Raw genomic sequence first — 19,639 nt, 5'->3', positions numbered from 1 at the left:
TTAAATATACAGAATAACAATGAGTTATCATTGCTATTTGTTAGTAAATAATCATTATTCTTAACTAAACGACATTGCATTATATTCTATAAAAAGAAATCATTTTGAGCATGAAAATGAGCTTAGAATTTATAAAGAAGATCTTCTCGAAAACAAAAATGTAGTTCAGATTATTAATGAAAATGGAAATTTGGTTTGGAAGGCAAATTATGGTCTTAAAAATTTAGCTCCAGGTGACTCATTGAAGGTAAATTTAAATCAATTAATTGAGAACGTCTATATATCTCCAAATTCACCTAGATGGTTTGAAGAACTCGTAAGGGATATTACTAAGAATAAAGTGAGAAATAATTTGAGCTGTGATATTGTTAAATCAGCTATTGGAGAAAATTATTTATATTGAACATGTTTGCAGATGATATAAATTACTATTGCCAGCAGTAAATAAAATGCATAGGCTATCAGTATAAATTTGGGAGTTTATCTCTTTAAATAAGTCTACAGAAGCTTTTGCTTCGGCTCGTGAAAAGAATAAATATTTAAACAAAACAAAAGCTTCGGCAAAGCGGGGTTTTGGAGGTTATGTTTTTCAAATCATTCTACAGCCCCTTATTCGATCCGTAATGACGTCGTTTTAATAATTAGTTAAAAACTACCGAATCAAACAAACGAAGTAACAACTTTGGTTTGTAAGGTCTTCCTATATTATGTAACGTTTATGAAAGTAATTATAAATTTAAAGCTAAAAAAGTTCTTATGGTTCCTGTCTTTAATTCCCTTCTTTATAGTTTTTTATATAAATATTAATAAAGAGACCTTAATGCTAAATAATAAGCTGCAACGCTATCAAATCTTAAAGAAAGGAGAGGATTTTTATGGTATAATAGACTCCTGTAGTCAATATAAAGCATTAACATTTATTAAACTAAAGAGAGGAATATCTAGAAGTGTTTCTGCTATAATACTACCATATGACCATATGGCATTAACAGCAGAGAAAGGTGATTTGTATTTTATGATGTAAAGAGAGATGTAATTGTACTAATAAAATGCGATTCAAGGAATCAAAAAGTATATCCAATTGATTTTATTAAAAATAATGACTAGTTCTAGTTATCAATCAAAAAGAGCAATTCAAATAAGTGCCCCCTTGGCGTAATTTGCAATGACGTCGAAGATGAAATGTAGTTTAAAAATACAGAGTCTATCAAACGAAGTCGCAGACTTCGCTTAGCGACGGAAGCGTTGTTTTCAAAAAATTAACGGATGTCATCTTTACTTACAGCTTTTAAATAAAGATGACATCCGTATATTGCATGCGCAAACAAATGATTAAAATTGTTTGAACGCAACCATTTTTTAGGTTTGTCATCTAATAGTAAACGATAACAATGAGAAAACGTCATATAGTTTCACATATAGCAATATTACTAATTGGGCTAATGCTATCATGCACAACCGATTCGGATGGTAATTTTGTATATCCTGAAATAACTGATGAGAGCACACGTGCAAGTGATGACGAGTTGTTACATACGCTGTATCTCGAAATTCTTGAGCTTTCAAGTGCATTTGATTGTGTCAATGCCATGCAATGGAATTATACGCCCATAGGAGCCAAAGCTTGTGGTGGACCGGCTGGTTATATTGCTTATTCTTCGCGGCTTAATGAGCGTGATTTTTTAAAGCGAGTCAGTCATTATTCGACTCAGCAAGCCCTCTATAACCAAAAATGGGGATTGTTTTCAACCTGCGACATTACGCCTGAACCCACAGGCGTGATATGTGAAAATGGAGAACCAAAATTAGTTTATGAATAGCAAAAAAAAGCGTAAGTAAAACTTACGCTGAAATCATATATGATTTTTCGGTTTGGTACTTAAACTGTAGGCTTTTTAATAATTGCCTGTACTGTTCAGGGTAGTTTTTTTCTAACCAATCGCACAATTTATCCTGTTCTGCCTCACTTAACCATAAACGTGATTTATATATTTCTTTTTCAAAACGTTTAGGGTTGTTGATAACGTTTTTAATGATGGTTTGTTGGTGTTCGTAAAATGAGCTTTCCATGGTTCTATTGGTTGTTATCGATTAGCTACAAACAAGTCCTTATACTTCCCTGAGTTTAATTTCACTATGGTATTAGCTGCTGTTTTGAAAGTTAACAGCGGGCTTTGTTTTTTGTTCGCTTACTCTGTCTTTCTTAATGCTCGCAAGTAAGCATTCGTATTTAAAGTGATGATTAAGTGAAAATGAATTTTAGGGATGTGTGTTTCATCATGAGCTAAAAAAACTAATTAATCTAAGTTCGATGTAATAGCACGAGCTGATTTTTTTATAATTCCAATAAATCAGGCCTGAAAGGTCATCACGTATCAGGATAGGCTGCAGGCCTATCTTAAAATATACAGTTTACCAAAGGCCTAAAAGGTCGACACATGATAAATATGCTTTATGTTATTTGTAATGTGCCGGGCCTTTAGCCCTCATTGTGATGTTTGGATTTTCCCACAGGCCTTTGGCCAGTGCTACTACGTGTTGCCCTTACAGGGCTTATGTTGGGGTATGTATGAATATTACTGGTTTGAAAAGGAGCTAAATACAAGCTTTTTTTTGTTGATAATTATATTTCTTACGTCGAACTCACGTTAATTAGGACAACATTGTTTTAAATCAACAAATGTAGCTGTGCCGAGACATAATCAATGTGACTTAAAATGTGAACTGTATTTCTGTCGCAATAGGATTGGTAATCACTATTACACCTTATTTTCTACCTTTGCACCAACCATTGCAAGAATGGTAATGATTGTAATTGATTGATAATATGAAGATACTTTTAAACTGTTTGCCACCTGCTGATATTTACAGCCCATCCATCTCGCTTTCTATCCTAAAAAAGTTTATGGAGGTAAATGAGTATGCAACAGATATTAAGTATTGGAATTTTGACCTGTCTTTAATGTCGGAATACACCGATAGTGAAGATACCGAGGTGCGTCTGATTCCCTTTCTGTCGATGCTAAACGACCGTTATGACTGTAAAAAAGGTAATCAGCGAATTCTATCTTTGTTACAGTCCATCAACCCCGATTATAAAAGTACCGATCCCAATTACTACACTGACTTTTTGGATGAGGCCAAAGAAAAGATTGAGGAAGGCATAAATGCCGGATTAGCAGCTATTGATTTCTCAGAAATTGGTCTGTTTGGTATCACCGCCAAGTTTAATCAATGGATTCCTGGCATGATACTGGCCGAAGCCGTAAAGAAGCGTGCGCCACATGTGAAAGTGATTGTTGGCGGATTTGGAAGTGATGAAGTAGCACACGAAGCCATGAAGGTATGTGAGCATTTCGATTTTACCACCTGGGGCGAAGGAGAGTATCCACTATTGGAACTGCTTAATCAGTTAACTGGTGATGCCGTGGATTTTTCACAGGTGCCGCGCTTGATGTATCGGGATAATGCTCTGTTCAAACAATCATTAAGCAACCAAAGTGCTTATCTTGATTTTGATAAATACATCTATCCCGATTACAGCGATTATATCAATAGTTTTCCGGCTTGCGAAGACCGTGAGCAAATCAGTATACCCATTAACTCCATTCGTTCGTGCCATTGGCACCGGTGCAATTTTTGCGATTTTAACAAGGGCTACAAGCTACGTGCCCGCACACCCGAATGCGTTGTTAAGGAGATAACAGCTATTAACCAACAGCATGGCCTTACCACCTTTACCTTTGTCGATAGCGATACGTTTGGCAGTCTCAAGCATTTTGAGCGCCTGCTGGATTTACTGATTGAACTGAAATACCAAACTGAAGAAGATTTTTCTTTTTGGGCCGAGATAATTCCCAATCAGCATTATTCGGCTGGGTTAATGCAAAAGATGGCCATAGCCGGTTTTAAAAATCTGTTTATTGGTTACGATGCCTTAAGCGATGGGCTGTTGAATAAGATGAACAAGAGTAATACCTTCTCGGATAATGTGCAGTTCATCAAATATAGTTTGAAAAATGGCATCAATCCTTTTGTGAACGTTATTAAACATGTGCCCGGAGAAACGGAAGAAGATGTGCAGGAAAGTATGGATAACCTGCATTATTTGCGCTTCTTTTATAATCATCCGATAATTGAGTTCTCACATAACTATGTATGCCTGGTGCTCTCATCCATGTCGAAGTATTATAAGTTGATGCCCGATGCCGAAATAGCGAATTACCATACAGATGACCTATCGTATTTGATGCCTGAGCATTTTTCTAATCATAAAGAACGCTTTCACCTGTTCCGATTCCAACGAGATGCAGCTGCCAATTTCCGCGAATGGAATAAACTGGAAGAAGCCGAAGCCTATTATAAACAGCATCGTTTTAGTTACACTGTGCAACAGCATAACGATGTACTTTACTATACCGAGTATTGTAATGGCAGCGAGATAGAGAATATTGTGTTTGGCGAGCCTGAATATGGTTTTGTACTGAAAGTGACGGGTAAATGTGTTATGAGCTTCGATGCACTTTTTGATTTGGCAAGGGTAGAGTTTACGGCTATTACAGAAGAACGATTGAAGGAGGTGATTGCCAATCTGCGGTCGAGCTACCTACTGTATTGCACTGCAGAATTAGATAATGTGGTGTCGTTGATTGATGTGGACTAGTTTATACGGATGACATCTTTATTTACAAGTTACGGATAAAGATGTCATCCGTTAATAGTTTCAAAATAGATTAAAACTCCAATACTAATTTCGTCATAAAATGTCTTCCGGCCTGTGGGTAGTAATAGGCCCAGGTATATTCAGTATCTACTCCGCTGGCATCGCGTTGGTAATAATTGCCGCCATAGGCATTGTTTTCATACTCAACATCCATTAGGTTGTTTACCATTACCTGCAAACCAATGCGCTTCGCGAATTGAGGGAACAGACTCACATCAATTTTCAGGTTGTTGATTAAATAGGCATCGAGCATGCGGTCAGAGCTTGATGTATTATCAAAAAACTGCTCACCAACATACTTGGTTATCCAACTCATTTTTACATTAGAGTTAAAGGCATAGCTAAGGATACTACTACTAATAACATCTGGTGAATAAGCAATGTCTGTTGTACCTAGTTCTGTAACCTTCTGCCCAATAGGATTCCAGTTTTCGTCTGATAAAGAAGAGTATTCAACAAAGTCTTTTATTTTATTGGCACTTAACGATAGGTTACCATCCCAGTTTAAACCTTCAATAATTTTAGCGCCAAACACAAATTCGACACCTGTGCGGTAACTGTCTTTTACATTCGTCATGATGTCAGCTCCCACATTGTTTTTTTCACCTGTAGGCACCAATTGATCATCGTATAACATGTAAAAGAAATTTACGCTGGCTGATAAGTTGCTCGAACGATAGTTGTATCCTGTTTCAAAATCAATTAATCGCTCTGCCTTTGGGTAGCTCATCGCATCGCCTTTGGCATCTTTAAAATTGGTACGTGTTGGCTCGCGATTTGACACACCAACTGAGAAGTAAGCTTGTTGTTGCTTATTGACATCATAGGACAGACCAACCTTCGGGTTAAAAAAGTTGAAGTTGTGCGACTGAATGAGCGGCAATAAATCATCATCAATACCATCCATCTGGTAGCTGATTTGACGTAACTGCAAGTCAAGAAACGTATTTAATGCTTCAGTAGGACGGTAGTTTACTTTTGCAAAAAAGTTATAGTATGTTTTTTCGCCATAGTTATCGTACCAACGATCGCCTTTCTCTGATGTTCCGGCATAACGTGCCCAGATAACTTCACCAAAGTGGTCGCCTTCATATCGGTTCCAGCCACCACCAAAAGAAGCAGAATAGTTGTCGCCACGATAATTGGCCGAGGCAGTAAATCCGTAGAAGTCATTCTCTAACCATTTTTGACGAATTAAATCCGTTTCATCAATGGTTGCATCGCCAATCATTATTGGATTCCAGCCATAATCGGCATAGGCTTCATCTTCTTTGTACTGCTCGTAGTAACCGTCGCCTCTTGTATAGTGTAAAGCGCCATTAATGTTAAACTGGCTATTTACCGCATGCGAATAAAACAATTGATAATGTGTTTGCTTGTAGTTATCCGTTTGTCCTTCGTAATATTGGGTGTTACCAAATTCATCGGTGTACTCGCCAGCTGGGTTATAAGTGCGGTTTGGCTCCCAGTCGTCACCTTCCCATTCCGGTTTAAAAAGCATCTCTTGCGGAACGCCCCACCAGCTAATACCTGTTTTTTGGTCACCATAGATGAGGTTCATCTTTAATAAACCATTATTTGTTAGCATGCTACCACTCACATATAAGGACTGGTGATCAGAGAAAGCATAATCAATATAACCATCTGATTGAAGCTTAGAGTATCGCACATCAAACGCAAACTTATCATTCAACAAGCCAGTACTGGCATTAACAGAATTAACGAAAGTATTGAACGAACCAGCAGTGCTTTCAATACGCGCCGAAGCCTGGTCGTTAATCGATGTAGTCTGGAAATTGATGCTGGCGCCAAAGGCCGCTGCACCATTGGTACTGGTTCCTACACCTCGTTGTATTTGTACTTCATCTACCGATGAGGTAAAGTCGGGCATGTTTACCCAAAATACACCCTGGCTTTCAGGGTCGTTAAGTGGCACACCGTTAATGGTCACATTTATACGAGTAGGATCGGTTCCCCTTATTCGTAGTGCCGTATAACCCACGCCTATACCGGTTTCTGATGTTGCCACAGCTGATGGCGTTAAGCTTAGCATATAAGGGATATCATCGGCTGCCGGGCGCTCTTTTAACTGTGCCTTGGTAATGTTTGTATAGGCAATAGGCGCCTTATTACCAGCCTTAATGGCCGATACGATAACCTCGTCGGTAAGTACCGCAACAGTTGATAGTGTTGTATTAACTGTTGAGCCTTGTACTTCTACTGTTTGTGTTTTATAGCCCACATAAGAGAATACCAACGAAGGTATGGTCTCTTTGGTAGAAATGCTATAATCGCCATCAGAATCAGTGATGGTACCGTTGTACGAATTTTGGATAATGACATTCACACCAACAAGTGCTTCACCATTCTCATCGGTAACACGTCCGTTAATTGTTGTTTGAGCAATAGCACTAATGCTTAGCATTGTTACTATTACGAAAGCATAAAACTTCTTCATTTTCATTTTTGCAGTTTAAGTTAATAATACCGCAATGAGATGTCGTTGGAGATAGCTTGTTCCCTTGTCGGCATTACCCGACCAGGTTCGAAGGGTATAATCTCAGCCTGTATCAGGCACCCCATTGGAATCGAGCGCAAAAGTATGCACCCTGTTACTATTATCAAAGAAAAAGCAGACCTTTTTGTCTGATTTGATTTAAATCATAGGGTAAGGTATTTAATTCCAGCTATAAAGGCAAGTGACGAAAAAAGTTGAGGAGTTTATAAGTTTAAGAGTTTGGGTTTAGTTTCAAATTTTAATCCCCCATCGCCTGCAGCAGGCAGGCTTCCATGAGGGGAAGATTTGATTCTTGCATATTCTCCCCATGGGGAGAAACCCAAAGGGAGAGGGGGCTGGTTTCTAATCTCAAGCCTCTCCTTAAGCATATATACAAGTGATGATAAGCTTGCAGCTTTTTTGCGCCACGTAAATATCTAGCTTCTATTTACCCCATGCAATCATCCCAGTCTTTCCAAACAGGTTCGTAGCCACCGTCCTTTATCATTTGGCAAATGGCATCAGGGCTGCGATCATCATTAACTGAGAATTGCTCAAGCGCTTTATTGTAAACGGCATATCCGCCCGGTTCAGTTTTTGAGCCGGCACTCATGGCTGTCACACCCAATTGCAACATATTGTTTCTAAACTTCTTGCTCTCGCGAGTTGATAAGGATAAATCCACATCTGGATTAAAGATGCGATAGGCCATTATCAATTGTGCCAGCTGTTTATCGTTAACATCAACGTTAGGCTCGAATGAGCCAACATGTGGACGCAGTCGAGGGAAGGAGATGCTGTATTTTGTTCGCCAATATGTTTTCTCCAGATAATCGAGATGGAGAGCAGTGAAGAAAGAATCGGTACGCCAATCTTCTAAGCCCAGAAGACAGCCAATACCTATTTTATGAATATGAGCTTGTCCTAAGCGTTCAGGGGTGGCAATGCGATACGCAAAGTCAGACTTCTTACCCCGAAGGTGATAAGTTTTATAATTGGTCTTGTTGTAGGTCTCCTGATAAACATACACCGTATGTAGCCCAAGGTCAATTAAACCCTTGTACTCATCCGCTTTCATGGGCTGAACCTCAATAGATACCGATGGAAAGTGAGGCTTCACTAATTCAACCATTTCTTTGAGGTACTCGTATCCGCAATCTTTCGGATGTTCACCGGTTACAAGGAGCAAATGCTGGAAGCCCATGTTTTTAATCACAGCAATTTCCTGCAGCACTTGATCTTTATCTAAGGTGATTCTATTTATGTCATTATCATGACTAAAACCACAGTAGGCACAAGCATTGGCACAAGCGTTTGACAGGTACAGTGGAATGTACAATTGAATGGTTTTTCCAAATCGCCGTTGTGTAATGGCACGGCTCTTTACGGCCATTGGCTCCAGATAGGCTTCAGCAGCTGGTGATATTAAAGCTTTGAAATCTTCAAGAGTAGCATTGTTTGTTGCCAGTGCTTGCTCAACATCAGCAGCTGTTTTATCGTATATCGATTTTGTTGTGGCTTCCCAGTTGTGTGAAGCATGTACCTCTTCAAATGTTTTCATTCTTTATTTAGTCCGAAGACCGAAGACCGTAGTCAGGGGTCGATTTTATTATTTTTCATGTTTTCCCCCATCGCCTAACGGCACCTGCCTGCAGCAGGCAGGCTTCCCCGAGGGGAAGATTTTTAGTTTTTTCCTATTCTCCCCTTGGTGAGATACCCGAAGGGAGAGGGGGAAGTTGTTAGTTATTATTTGCTAACACCTAGGAGCTAACATTACAATTCATCCAAAAATGCCGTTAATGGACTTGATGCCTCTGCACCCATGGATTTAGTAGCAAGTCTGGCCTCAAAAGCCATTCGTCCGGCTTCAACGGCCTTCTTAAAGGCTTTGCCCATCTCAACCGGATTTGGAGATACGGCAATAGCGGTATTTACTAAAACGGCATCTGCACCCATTTCCATCGCATCAGCGGCATGAGACGGTGCTCCTATGCCTGCATCAACCACCACAGGTACCTGACTTTGTTCAATAATAATGCGCAACATCTCCTTGGTTTGCAGCCCTTGGTTGGAGCCGATTGGCGCTCCCAATGGCATTACCGCTGCCGTACCTGCTTCTTCTAAACGTTTGCACAATACCGGATCGGCCTGTATATATGGTAGAACGATAAAGCCTCGTTTTACTAATTCTTCTGCGGCTTTTAGCGTTTCAATTGGGTCGGGCAATAAATATTTTGGATCGGGATGAATTTCCAGTTTAAGCCAATTGGTTTCCAATGCTTCACGAGCTAGTTGCGCCGCAAAAATGGCCTCTTTTGCTGTACGCACACCCGATGTGTTGGGCAGCAAATTGATGCGTTCGTGTTTTAGATGCTTTAAAATATCATCTGATTGGTTATTCATCTCCACACGACGCAGAGCTACTGTTACCAGCTCCGATTCACTGATTTCAATTGCTTCCTGCATAAGCTGGTTGGAAGCAAATTTGCCAGTGCCTGTGAATAGTCGAGATTCAAATGTTTTATCACCTAATTTAAGTGGGGTCATATTATTAAGCTTTTAGCTATTAGCCTCGAGCAGCTAGCTGTTATAGTGGTTTATTAGATTCTTTTTCTTTAGAAAATCGTTCAATGAAATTTTGTCCAGTTAGCTGAACTGTATTTTCCAATTTTCTGCAATAACTCCAGCGTAACTACACCTGGTTGTTCATTACTTGTGATGTATGATGAAATAGCCACACCATGAATACCTGTGTCGAAAAGTTCAGATAAATCATCTGCTTTTAAGCCACCTATGGCAATGATTGGTATGGTTATTCCTTCTGCTTTACATTTATCAATGATAGACTGATAGCCTTCAGTACCTAGAGTCGGGCTCAGGTTCTTTTTTGTTTCGGTGAAACGAAAGGGGCCAAGGCCAATGTAATCAACGCCCATTGCAACAAGTTGTTTTACATCTTTATAGGTGTTAGCTGTTCCGCCAATTATAGCTTGTGGACCTAAAATTTCACGTGCTTTATCGGGCGACATGTCATTTTTTCCCAGGTGAACACCATCCGCTCCAATCTTAGCTGCAATTTCAACATGATCATTCATGATAAAAGTAACTCCATTGTCAAGACAATAACTCATGGCCTCTACCGCTACCTTTTCAATGGTTTCTGTTGCTTCATCTTTCATTCGAAGCTGTACCCAGTTACCACCGCCTAGCACTACAGAATGAATCTGCTCCATGTAGCTTTGATGGGATGGAGAGGTGATAAAATGTAAGCGTGAGATGGTTTTCTTCTTCATAACAAAAAAATTAGCTGTTGATAGTGTGGTAGCCCAATAAAGAGCTATTGCTACCAATGATTTTTTTAACGTAATAGTGAGCTTTTGAACAGGCCGTAGGTAGCTGGTTATTTAATGCTATTTCGGCTGCAATGGCTGATGATAGAATGCAGCCCGTTCCGTGTTTTTGCCAATCGCCTTTTACTTTTTGTGACTTTATTCTAAAAGCCTTGTCGCTATTGGGCATGTATAATTCATCACACACATCATCACCCGTTTGGTGACCACCTTTAATAAGAATGTTCGATTGAAGTGCGTCAACTATTTGTTGTGGTTTGTCATCACCAAATAATTGGTGATACTCAGGAAGGTTAGGCGTTAATAAATGAATATGGCCTTGCACCAGATTTGAGATAGACAGATGTAGTTTGGAGTGGAAAGGAAAGCCGGCAGAAGCTTTTAGTATGGGATCCCATATGATAAAAGCTTCTGGCCAGTATTTTTTTATCCAATCCAGAATTTGCTTTAGAGTCGATGCTGACTCTATTAATCCAACTTTAATAGCTGTAGGCGTGTATTTTTCTGCCAGGGTAATAAGTTGTTGTTCAATTTCTTCAAACGACAACCATTTGACACCCTTAAAACTCGATTCGTTTTGAAAGGTAATGGCAGTAACGACGCTTAAGCCGTAGACCTCATGTTGTTCAAACGTTTTTATGTCACTTGTAACTCCTGCGCCGCTGCTTGGGTCAAACCCGGCAATGCTCAGGACATAAGGTCTTGTGTTCATTTTTCTAGGTCCATTTTTCGGTAACTTCTTTGAAGCGTTCTACAACGCCATCAACGTCACCATCTTTTTCAAATTGTGCCCACAAATGGCCATGTAATACCACACCGTCAAAGCCTAGCTCTTTGGCTACATCCACATTTTTATGGTCGATGCCACCAAGGGCTAACACTGGCACTTCATGATTCTTCTCTAAATAATTTTTCAAAACAGACTGATCAATTGCCGGACCATATCCTTCTTTTGAAATGCTTTCAAATACGGGACTTAACAAAGCATAATTAAACGATTCACTTAAATTTATCAGTTCGCTCATTGAATGTACTGAAATGCTTTTGGGCAATGCTTTATTACTATAATCGTCAATTAAATGGCGGTTGTACGAGGTGAAATGTACGCCTCTAAGCCCTTTTGGCTCAACAATGGCCAAGTGGCTATGTACCACAATGCGATTTTGGTATTGTCCATCTATTGAATCGATAAAATCCGTCATCTCTGCCTCACTGTAAGCCGGCTTTCGCACGTGTAGTACTTCCAATCCGGCAGCAAATAAGGCATTAATGGCTTCAATTTCTTTGTTCAGTTTCGTTGGGTAACAAATTACAATCGGCTTCATAAAGTTTAGTTTTAATCTAGCACAAAAATAAGTGTTATTCGTTACATATATAACTCTCCGCCCGTTTCTTTGAATAATTCTTTTTTATCCTCTAATTTCTTCGCTAAGTCTCTGACTTCCATGGTGCTTTTCATAGAGCAAAATTTCTCGCCACACATTGAGCAAAAGTGAGAGGACTTATATCCCTCGTCAGGAAGTGTTTTATCATGGTATTGCATTGCTGTTTCAGGATCCAAAGCCAATGAAAACTGGTCTTTCCAACGGAACTCAAAACGAGCCTTACTCATGGCAAAATCACGAAACTGCGCACCAGGAAAACCTTTAGCTACATCAGCGGCATGTGCTGCTAGTTTATAGGTGATTACACCTGTTTTTACATCATGTTTATCTGGTAGTCCAAGGTGCTCTTTAGGCGTAACATAGCATAACATAGCTGTACCATGCCAGGCAATCATGGCGCCTCCAATAGCTGATGTTATATGATCGTAACCCGGAGCAATATCAGTTGTTAAAGGCCCTAATGTATAGAAGGGTGCTTCTTTACAATGTTCCAGTTGTAAGTCCATATTTTCTTTAATGCCTTGCATCGGCACGTGTCCAGGCCCTTCAATAATTACCTGAACATATTTGTCTCGGGCAATCTGAGTTAGTTCGCCCAAGGCTTCTAATTCGCCAAATTGAGCTCTGTCGTTAGCATCTGCAATAGAGCCCGGACGCAGCCCATCGCCTAATGACACACCCACATCATAAGCTGCCAATATGTCGCAAATTTCATCAAAGTGCGTATAAAGGAAATTCTCTTTATGATGATAAAGCATCCACTTGGCCATGATTGAGCCACCTCTGGAAACAATACCCGTTACGCGTTTGATAGTTGAAGGGATGTGTTTCCACAATAATCCGGCATGGATGGTGAAATAACTTACACCTTGCTCAGCCTGCTCAATTAAAGTATCTCGATAAATTTCCCAGGATAATTTCTCAACATCACCATCTACTTTTTCTAATGCCTGATACAGAGGTACAGTGCCTACTGGTACAGGCGAATTACGAACAATCCATTCGCGCGTTTCATGAATGTTGTTACCAGTTGATAGATCCATAATTGTGTCGGCTCCCCAACGAACGGCCCAAACAGCTTTTTCCACTTCTTCTTCGATGGATGAAGTGGTTGGCGAATTGCCAATGTTGGCATTAATTTTCACCAGGAAGTTACGACCAATAATCATTGGTTCTGCTTCGGGGTGGTTAATGTTACAAGGGATGATGGCACGACCAGCAGCAATTTCATCACGCACAAACTCAGTTGTTACTTCCTTTTCAGGAATTTGTGCGCCAAAACATTCGCCGCGATGCTGACGATAGTTTTCCTTAACTTTTTGTAATTGCTGGTTTTCACGAATGGCAACATATTCCATCTCAGGTGTGATGATGCCTTGGCTGGCATAGAAGTATTGCGTCACACACTTACCATCTTTTGCTTTTAATGGCTTTGCACTGACGTGATCAAATCGTAAGTGATCCAACTTGTTGTCTGCCAAACGTGATTGTCCGTATTCAGAACTTAGTTGTTCTAATTCTTCAACATCACCACGTTCCTTAATCCATTGTTCACGAATCTTAGGTAACCCTTTTTCTAAAGCAACTGTGTAATTAGGATCGGTGTATGGACCACTTGTATCGTAAACCGTAATTGGCGGGTTTTTTATTAATTCACCTTCACTGGTTTTGGTGTCGCTCAATTCAATACTGCGATGCGGTACCTCAATGTTGTGGATTGATCCTTTTTCGTAAATTTTCTTTGAACCAGGAAAGGGACCTGTGGTCAGGCCTTCCTGTGATATTTTACTTTTTGTCATAGTAGTGTGAATATGAATTAGCCGCCCTGGCTTGCTTTTATTATTAGAATTTTGTCACCATCGATAATTTGTGAAGTTGACCACTTACTTTTGGGAATCACCATGTCATTAACAGCCACTGCAATGCCACCCGTTTGATGCTGTTCAATATGCTGAAGCACATTGTTGATTGAAGTTTTTTCGGGCATGTCTGTAGCTTGCCCATTAATTAAGATGTTCATTATCTGGTTTAAATAAATTCGGGAAGCTTATAGAGAGTCATTCATATCCCTGCGTCAGCATTACCTGCATCAGGTTCAATGGGTGTAATCTCAGCCTGTGTATTAAGGCACCCCGAATAATTAATGGTCTAAAGGTAAACGAAAATTAAAGTTTTAAACAACAAAAAGCCGAAGAAAAAATCTTCGGCTTTCAAATCCTAATCTAAATCTTACCTTTACTTCTGTACTTGTAATATTTCGGTAATCATTGTTTCCAAATCATTTTTAGAGCGATATCCCATGGCAGCTTGTGGCTCACCATTTAGTGGGACAAAAACAATGGTAGGCAAACTTCTAATGCCAAAGGTTGCAGCTAATTCTTTTTGCTCATCGGTATTGATTTTGTAGATCTGAACCTTACCATTGTACTCTTTTTGTATCTTATCTAATACAGGCGAGAGCATTTTACATGGTCCACACCAATTGGCATAAAAATCCAAAATAGCCGGAACTTCACCTTCGTATTTCCATTCCTTATTAGTCTCGTAGTTAAATACCTTTTCTTTAAAACTATCAGCATCAAGGTAAATCACAGAGTTTTCTCCTTCACAGCTTTTAGCTTCATCGGTATTTGAAGTGTATAATTGAAAACCACTACCAATTAGTAATACTAATCCGCCTAATACAAATAATATCTTCTTCATATTTTATCAATTACGATGTTTAACTTTAACTCTGTTATTGACCCAATAGTTTAATAAATCTGTTGATTTAACAAGACTTTAACAGATACATCTAGTTTTTATTTCTCTACTTTAAGTACATCTTTAAAGGCACGAATAAAGGTGTCTTTTGGCAGAGCGCCTTGAGCCATTTGTGGCTGTCCTCCCTTTGGAATAAATAATATAGATGGAATGCTTTGGATACCAAAAGCTCCAGCCAATTCGCGTTCGGCTTCAGTGTCAACTTTATAAATATCTAACTTACCTTCAAATTCGCCTGCTAACTCATCCAAAATAGGTGCAACTGTTTTACAAGGTCCACACCAGTCAGCATAAAAATCAATTACAGCCGGTTTATCACCTTCAAATTTCCACTCCTTACTATCAGAGTAGTTAAAAACTTTTTCTTTGAATGTTTCGTTGGTTAAATGTTGTACCATGATTTTATTTTTAATTGTGAATACTGCAAAGATAATAATTATTTCTAAATATCTAGAAATGTATATGTGTGGATATTTCAACAACTGTGCCAAAACCTATATCTGCCATAAATGGTCAAAATGCCATAATAATATTGTAATTTTGTCAGCAATATGATACAAGAAGCACAAAAAAGGGTGGCTAAAAGTCTTAATCACCCTATTTTTCATACCATACGTGATATTAGTGAAGAGTTGAATAAGCCTGCCTTCGTTATTGGTGGCTTTGTTAGGGATTTGTACCTGAATCGTCCATCAAAGGATATTGATGTGGTGGTGTTAGGTAGTGGAATTGAATTAGCCGAACGTGTAGCAAAGAAGCTGGGAGGTCTGAGACTGACAGTTTTCAAAAACTTCGGAACGGCCATGCTACGTTATCGTGATTTGGAAGTTGAGTTTGTTGGCGCCCGCAAAGAATCATATCAGCGTAATTCGCGCAAACCAATAGTTGAGGATGGAACTTTAGAAGATGATCAAAATCGCCGTGATTTCACAATAAATGCATTGGCTTTAAGTTTGTGCGAGGAAAACTATGGCGAGTTGGTAGATCCTTTTGATGGAATATCAGATATGGAAAATGGCGTTATTCGAACGCCTTTAGAGCCAGGTATTACTTTTTCAGATGATCCGTTACGAATGATGCGTGCCATCCGGTTTGCTACACAGCTAAACTTTCGAATTGAGGAAGGAACATTTGATGGCATTAAGTCGCAAAATGAGCGCATTGACATTGTATCAAGCGAACGTATTGCTGATGAGTTGAATAAAATTGTGATGGCTGAACGACCTTCGATTGGCTTTAAATTACTGGAATTAACAGGCTTGCTTCAGATAATTTTCCCTGAGTTTCAGGCCATGAAAGGTGTAGATAAGGTTGATGGACGTGCGCACAAAGATAATTTCTACCATACTCTAGAGGTGTTGGATAGAATTGTACCGAATACCGATAATTTGTGGTTGCGTTGGTCGGCCATATTGCACGATATTGCTAAGCCTCGTACCAAGCGTTATGATAAAAAACTGGGATGGACTTTTCATAACCATAACTTTATTGGTCAGAAAATGATTCCTAAGATTTTTGGAAGGATGAAATTACCTCTGAATGAGAAAATGAAGTATGTTCAGAAAATGGTTGGATTACATATGCGTCCGATTGTGTTGAGTGAAGATGTCGTGTCTGACTCAGCTGTTCGTCGATTACTATTTGAAGCCGGTGACGATATTGATGACCTGATGACTTTGTGTGAAGCTGATATCACATCGAAGAATGAGGCCAAGGTTAAAAAGTACATGCGCAACTTTAAAGTGGTGCGTCGAAAGCTGAAGGAGATTGAAGAAAAGGACCATGTGCGTAATTTTCAACCACCGGTAACAGGTGAAATGATAATGGATACTTTTGCTTTGCAGCCCTGTAAAGAAATAGGTGATTTAAAGGCCATCATTAAGGAAGCCATCCTTGAAGGAGAAATAAGCAATAATTATGACGAAGCCTTTGAATTAATGTTGAAGAAAGGCGAGGAGATGGGTTTAAAACGCGCAAAATAAATGGCAGAAACGCACTCAAAATACTTCTTCATCGATAGCAACGAGAGTCAGTTGAAAAATGGTAGCGATATTATTATTATAACTGATAATTTCTCAACGCCTGAGAATATTGGTAGTATTATTCGTTTGGCAGCTAATGTGAATGCATCTAAAGTGATTGTTATTGGTAGTGAAGCGTGCCGACAAAGCAAAGTGAAGAAAACAGCAGGCGCAGCTATTGGACATGTGAAAGTTGTGTGGCAAGAAGCAGATGACTTTACGATTCCGGAAGAATATGAGTTAGTGGCGTTGGAAACTGCAGAAGGTGCTGAGGATATATATAATTGTAAATTACCATTGAAAATGGCGATTGTATTGGGGAATGAAAAATATGGCATATCGCAGCCGATGCTTGATGCCTGTAAGAAATCAATTTATATTCCAATGCCGGGTGCAATTAAATCGATGAATGTGTCACATGCAGCAGCTGTTTGTATTTTTGAATGGTTCAGGCAGAATAAGGGGTGATTAATATGGCAATAGCGAATCTTAATTTAAAACAATTGCTATATTTGTTAGGTAAATAAGAATATAGGAAATACAAGATATTTAAGATTAACGAGTTGGTTTCCGGCTTGTTTTTAGGGTTAGTTTTTTAAGGGTTAAAAGGGGAGCGTTTGTTCCCCTTCCTTTTTTTTATGTTGTTCTTAGTACTTATAAAATCGCTATTTTCACGCTGTAATTAAATTTGAAATGAAAGATAAAGTCATAATAATAACAGGTGCTTCTTCTGGAATTGGACTCGCCTGTGCCCGTGAATTTGCACAGAGAGGTGCTAAACTTGCTCTTGCAGCTCGCAGTGCTGAAAAGTTGGTGGAGATAGAACATGAACTAAAGACCAATGGCTCCAAAGTTATTTCAGTAAAAACAGATGTGAGCATTGAAGAAGACTGTAAACACTTAATCAGCGAAACATTACGTGCTTTTGGGCAGATTGATGTTTTGGTAAATAATGCAGGCATTTCAATGCGGGCGGCTTTTCAACATGTTGATCTAAGCGTTTTAAAACAATTAATGGATGTTAACTTCTGGGGAACAGTTTATTGTACCAAGTACGCTTTGCCTTCTTTGTTAGAAAGTAAGGGCTCCGTTGTTGGTGTTTCGTCTATTGCGGGTTTCATTGGTTTACCAGGACGCACTGGTTATTCGGCTTCTAAATTTGCCATGCATGGCTTCTTAGAAACCATTCGTGTAGAGAACTTAAAAAAAGGATTACATGTGTTAATTGCGGCTCCTGGTTTTACTGCTTCAAATGTGCGTAAAGCTGCCTTAACGGCTGATGGTAGCAATCAAGGAGAAACACCTCGTAAGGAGGAGAAGATGATGAGTGCCGAAGAGGTGGCTCTGCATATGGCAAAAGCTATCATTAAACGAAAGCGTACTTTAATTCTGACTTTTGTGGAAGGAAAACTAACAGTGTTCTTAAGTAAATGGATGCCAAAGTTATTGGATAAGTTAAGCTATAATCACATGGCTAAAGAGCCTGATAGCCCGATAAAATAATATAGTGCACGTTGCATAGTGTGAAGTGCAAAAAGAAAGGATGACATCTTTATTGAAACATATCAATAAAGATGTCATCCTTTTATTATACGCTTACTATTTTGTCTTCGAACTTCGCGCTTTAGGTTGTTTTGAATTACCAGCTACCACCAGCACCACCACCACCAAAGCTACCGCCTCCGAAACCTCCAAATCCACCTCCGCCGAAACCGCCGGAGCCACTTGAGAAGTTTCCGTAACTTCCGCTGTGTGAACAACTGCTTCTACTACCCATCATCGACATCATCAACCAAAAAGGAAGACTTGAGCCGCCCATGTTAGAGCGACGCTGACCGCCAAAAAGTCGCATCACAAATGATACAATAGCAAAGAAGAAGACAATGCCAAGGATACTAATGCCGCCACCTTTATTGCCTGTTTGGTCCATGTATTCGTCGGCTGTGTATTCGCCCCGGGTAAGCTCCATCAATCGGTTTGTAGCCAGTGCTATGCCCGAAAAGTAATCACCCTTTTTGAAGCTTGGAATCATTTCGTGGTCAATAATACGATTGGCCACTGCATCAGGTACTGCTCCTTCGAGTCCGTAACCTGTTGCTATAAAGGCCTGCCCACGAGAGTTGCCAATTCGGGGTTTAATAACAACTACAATACCGTTGTTTTTACCTTGTTGACCAATGCCCCATTTCTCACCTACTTTAAAAGCAAAGTCTTCGGAAGAGGTGCCACCAAAATTTTCAACTGTTAGTATGGCGATTTGTGTGCTTGTTTCACGAGCAAATTGTGACAAGGCTTGTTCTAATTGCTGTTCTTGTTGTGACGATATCAAACCGGCAAAGTCATTCATCAACTTTGGAGAATTTGGTTTCTCTGGTATTTCTTGCGCCTGAATGCCTATTGCAAAAAGCACTGTCAATATTAAAAAGTATCTTTTCATGCTGTGCTTTTTTATTTATCGCCAAATGAAATATCATCTGATAATTCGTTAACATCATCCGTTTGGTATGGAAAGTGTTTTTTTAGCTGCTTACCACTTTCGATAATACCGTTAGCTAGGCCTTCGGCGAATCGACCTTCTTTAAATTCTGTAACCATCAGATTTTTGATAGAATTCCAAAAATCTTCAGGTACTTTCTGATTGATGCCAGCATCACCTAATACAGCAAACTTATGATCTTCATAAGCCAGATAAAACAATACCCCATTGCGTTGTTCAGTTTTATGCATTTGAAGTTTTTCAAACCAGTGAGCAGCTCTGTCTAGCACATCTTCGTCACAATGCTTATCTAAATGAACGCGAATTTCACCCGATGTATCTAGTTCCGCTTGCTTTATTGCATCAACAATTAGCTTACGTTGATCCTCATTAAAGAAATCTTTTGCCATAATTACATTAGTAA

At 39.4% G+C, this 19,639-nt stretch carries 19 protein-coding genes and 1 riboswitch; of the genes, 6 read left to right on the top strand and 13 right to left on the bottom strand.

The features are described 5' to 3' along the window. Positions 1-718: 718 nt before the first annotated feature. Entirely contained in the window at positions 719-1,024 is a 306-nt protein-coding gene (locus JIV24_RS16035; RefSeq protein WP_200466075.1) for a hypothetical protein, read from the top strand. A gap of 367 nt (positions 1,025-1,391) precedes the next feature. Next, a complete protein-coding gene (locus JIV24_RS16030) occupies positions 1,392-1,820 on the top strand; it encodes a hypothetical protein (protein WP_200466074.1) in 429 nt (142 codons plus the stop codon). Between the two features lie 22 nt (positions 1,821-1,842). Here JIV24_RS16030 and JIV24_RS16025 read toward each other — a convergent pair whose 3' ends face one another. Then, positions 1,843-2,070: a hypothetical protein gene (locus tag JIV24_RS16025; protein WP_200466073.1), complete on the bottom strand. Its 228-nt coding sequence runs from the start codon at positions 2,068-2,070 to the stop codon at positions 1,843-1,845. Between the two features lie 757 nt (positions 2,071-2,827). On the opposite strand from JIV24_RS16025, the gene JIV24_RS16020 reads away from it, so the two are divergent. Beyond that, positions 2,828-4,663 carry a B12-binding domain-containing radical SAM protein gene (locus JIV24_RS16020; RefSeq protein WP_200466072.1) on the top strand — a complete coding sequence of 612 codons (1,836 nt, stop codon included), beginning with the start codon at positions 2,828-2,830 and terminating at the stop codon, positions 4,661-4,663. A 70-nt stretch (positions 4,664-4,733) separates the two neighbouring features. On the opposite strand, the gene JIV24_RS16015 is transcribed toward JIV24_RS16020, so the two are convergent. The 10 genes from JIV24_RS16015 to trxA (JIV24_RS15970) form a co-directional block, all read right to left on the bottom strand. Next, a complete protein-coding gene (locus JIV24_RS16015; protein ID WP_234445852.1) occupies positions 4,734-7,187 on the bottom strand; it encodes a TonB-dependent receptor in 2,454 nt (817 codons plus the stop codon). A gap of 481 nt (positions 7,188-7,668) precedes the next feature. Continuing rightward, a complete protein-coding gene (gene thiH / locus JIV24_RS16010; protein WP_200466071.1) occupies positions 7,669-8,781 on the bottom strand; it encodes a 2-iminoacetate synthase ThiH in 1,113 nt (370 codons plus the stop codon). Between the two features lie 212 nt (positions 8,782-8,993). Then, positions 8,994-9,767, bottom strand: a complete 774-nt coding sequence (locus tag JIV24_RS16005) for a thiazole synthase (RefSeq protein ID WP_200466070.1) — start codon at positions 9,765-9,767, stop codon at positions 8,994-8,996. Positions 9,768-9,847: 80 nt separating this feature from the next. Then, positions 9,848-10,513: a thiamine phosphate synthase gene (locus JIV24_RS16000; protein ID WP_200466069.1), complete on the bottom strand. Its 666-nt coding sequence runs from the start codon at positions 10,511-10,513 to the stop codon at positions 9,848-9,850. A 10-nt stretch (positions 10,514-10,523) separates the two neighbouring features. After that, positions 10,524-11,282, bottom strand: a complete 759-nt coding sequence (locus JIV24_RS15995) for a hydroxymethylpyrimidine/phosphomethylpyrimidine kinase (protein ID WP_200466068.1) — start codon at positions 11,280-11,282, stop codon at positions 10,524-10,526. 4 nt (positions 11,283-11,286) lie between these two features. Next, the gene (locus JIV24_RS15990; RefSeq protein ID WP_200466067.1) at positions 11,287-11,895 is read right to left on the bottom strand and encodes a thiamine phosphate synthase; all 609 of its coding nucleotides are present in this window, start codon (positions 11,893-11,895) and stop codon (positions 11,287-11,289) included. Between the two features lie 41 nt (positions 11,896-11,936). Then, positions 11,937-13,754: a phosphomethylpyrimidine synthase ThiC gene (gene thiC, locus JIV24_RS15985; RefSeq protein ID WP_200466066.1), complete on the bottom strand. Its 1,818-nt coding sequence runs from the start codon at positions 13,752-13,754 to the stop codon at positions 11,937-11,939. A 17-nt stretch (positions 13,755-13,771) separates the two neighbouring features. Next, complete coding sequence (gene thiS, locus JIV24_RS15980) at positions 13,772-13,975, bottom strand: sulfur carrier protein ThiS (RefSeq protein WP_200466065.1); 204 nt, start codon at positions 13,973-13,975, stop codon at positions 13,772-13,774. Between the two features lie 29 nt (positions 13,976-14,004). After that, positions 14,005-14,100: riboswitch (TPP riboswitch) on the bottom strand. 90 nt (positions 14,101-14,190) lie between these two features. After that, on the bottom strand, positions 14,191-14,658 hold the full coding sequence (gene trxA / locus JIV24_RS15975) for a thioredoxin (protein ID WP_200466064.1): 468 nt from the start codon (positions 14,656-14,658) through the stop codon (positions 14,191-14,193). Positions 14,659-14,756: 98 nt separating this feature from the next. After that, a complete protein-coding gene (gene trxA, locus JIV24_RS15970; protein WP_200466063.1) occupies positions 14,757-15,116 on the bottom strand; it encodes a thioredoxin in 360 nt (119 codons plus the stop codon). Between the two features lie 153 nt (positions 15,117-15,269). On the opposite strand from trxA (JIV24_RS15970), the gene JIV24_RS15965 reads away from it, so the two are divergent. The 3 genes from JIV24_RS15965 (at position 15,270) to JIV24_RS15955 (ending at position 18,242) form a co-directional block, all read left to right on the top strand. Beyond that, positions 15,270-16,700 carry a CCA tRNA nucleotidyltransferase gene (locus tag JIV24_RS15965; protein ID WP_200466062.1) on the top strand — a complete coding sequence of 477 codons (1,431 nt, stop codon included), beginning with the start codon at positions 15,270-15,272 and terminating at the stop codon, positions 16,698-16,700. Continuing rightward, positions 16,701-17,207: a TrmH family RNA methyltransferase gene (locus JIV24_RS15960; RefSeq protein ID WP_200466061.1), complete on the top strand. Its 507-nt coding sequence runs from the start codon at positions 16,701-16,703 to the stop codon at positions 17,205-17,207. It abuts the gene before it with no gap. Between the two features lie 225 nt (positions 17,208-17,432). Then, complete coding sequence (locus JIV24_RS15955; protein ID WP_200466060.1) at positions 17,433-18,242, top strand: SDR family oxidoreductase; 810 nt, start codon at positions 17,433-17,435, stop codon at positions 18,240-18,242. A 136-nt stretch (positions 18,243-18,378) separates the two neighbouring features. On the opposite strand, the gene JIV24_RS15950 is transcribed toward JIV24_RS15955, so the two are convergent. Together JIV24_RS15950 and JIV24_RS15945 are read right to left on the bottom strand one after the other, a co-directional pair. Then, entirely contained in the window at positions 18,379-19,176 is a 798-nt protein-coding gene (locus JIV24_RS15950; protein ID WP_200466059.1) for a TPM domain-containing protein, read from the bottom strand. An 11-nt stretch (positions 19,177-19,187) separates the two neighbouring features. Then, a complete protein-coding gene (locus JIV24_RS15945; protein WP_200466058.1) occupies positions 19,188-19,625 on the bottom strand; it encodes a TPM domain-containing protein in 438 nt (145 codons plus the stop codon). Positions 19,626-19,639 lie beyond the last annotated feature (14 nt).

It is taken from the genome of Carboxylicivirga marina, assembly GCF_016612505.1.
GTDB lineage: Bacteria > Bacteroidota > Bacteroidia > Bacteroidales > Marinilabiliaceae > Carboxylicivirga > Carboxylicivirga marina.
Note: the sequence above shows the minus strand (reverse complement) of the source record. Positions and strands in the feature narration are given on the sequence as shown.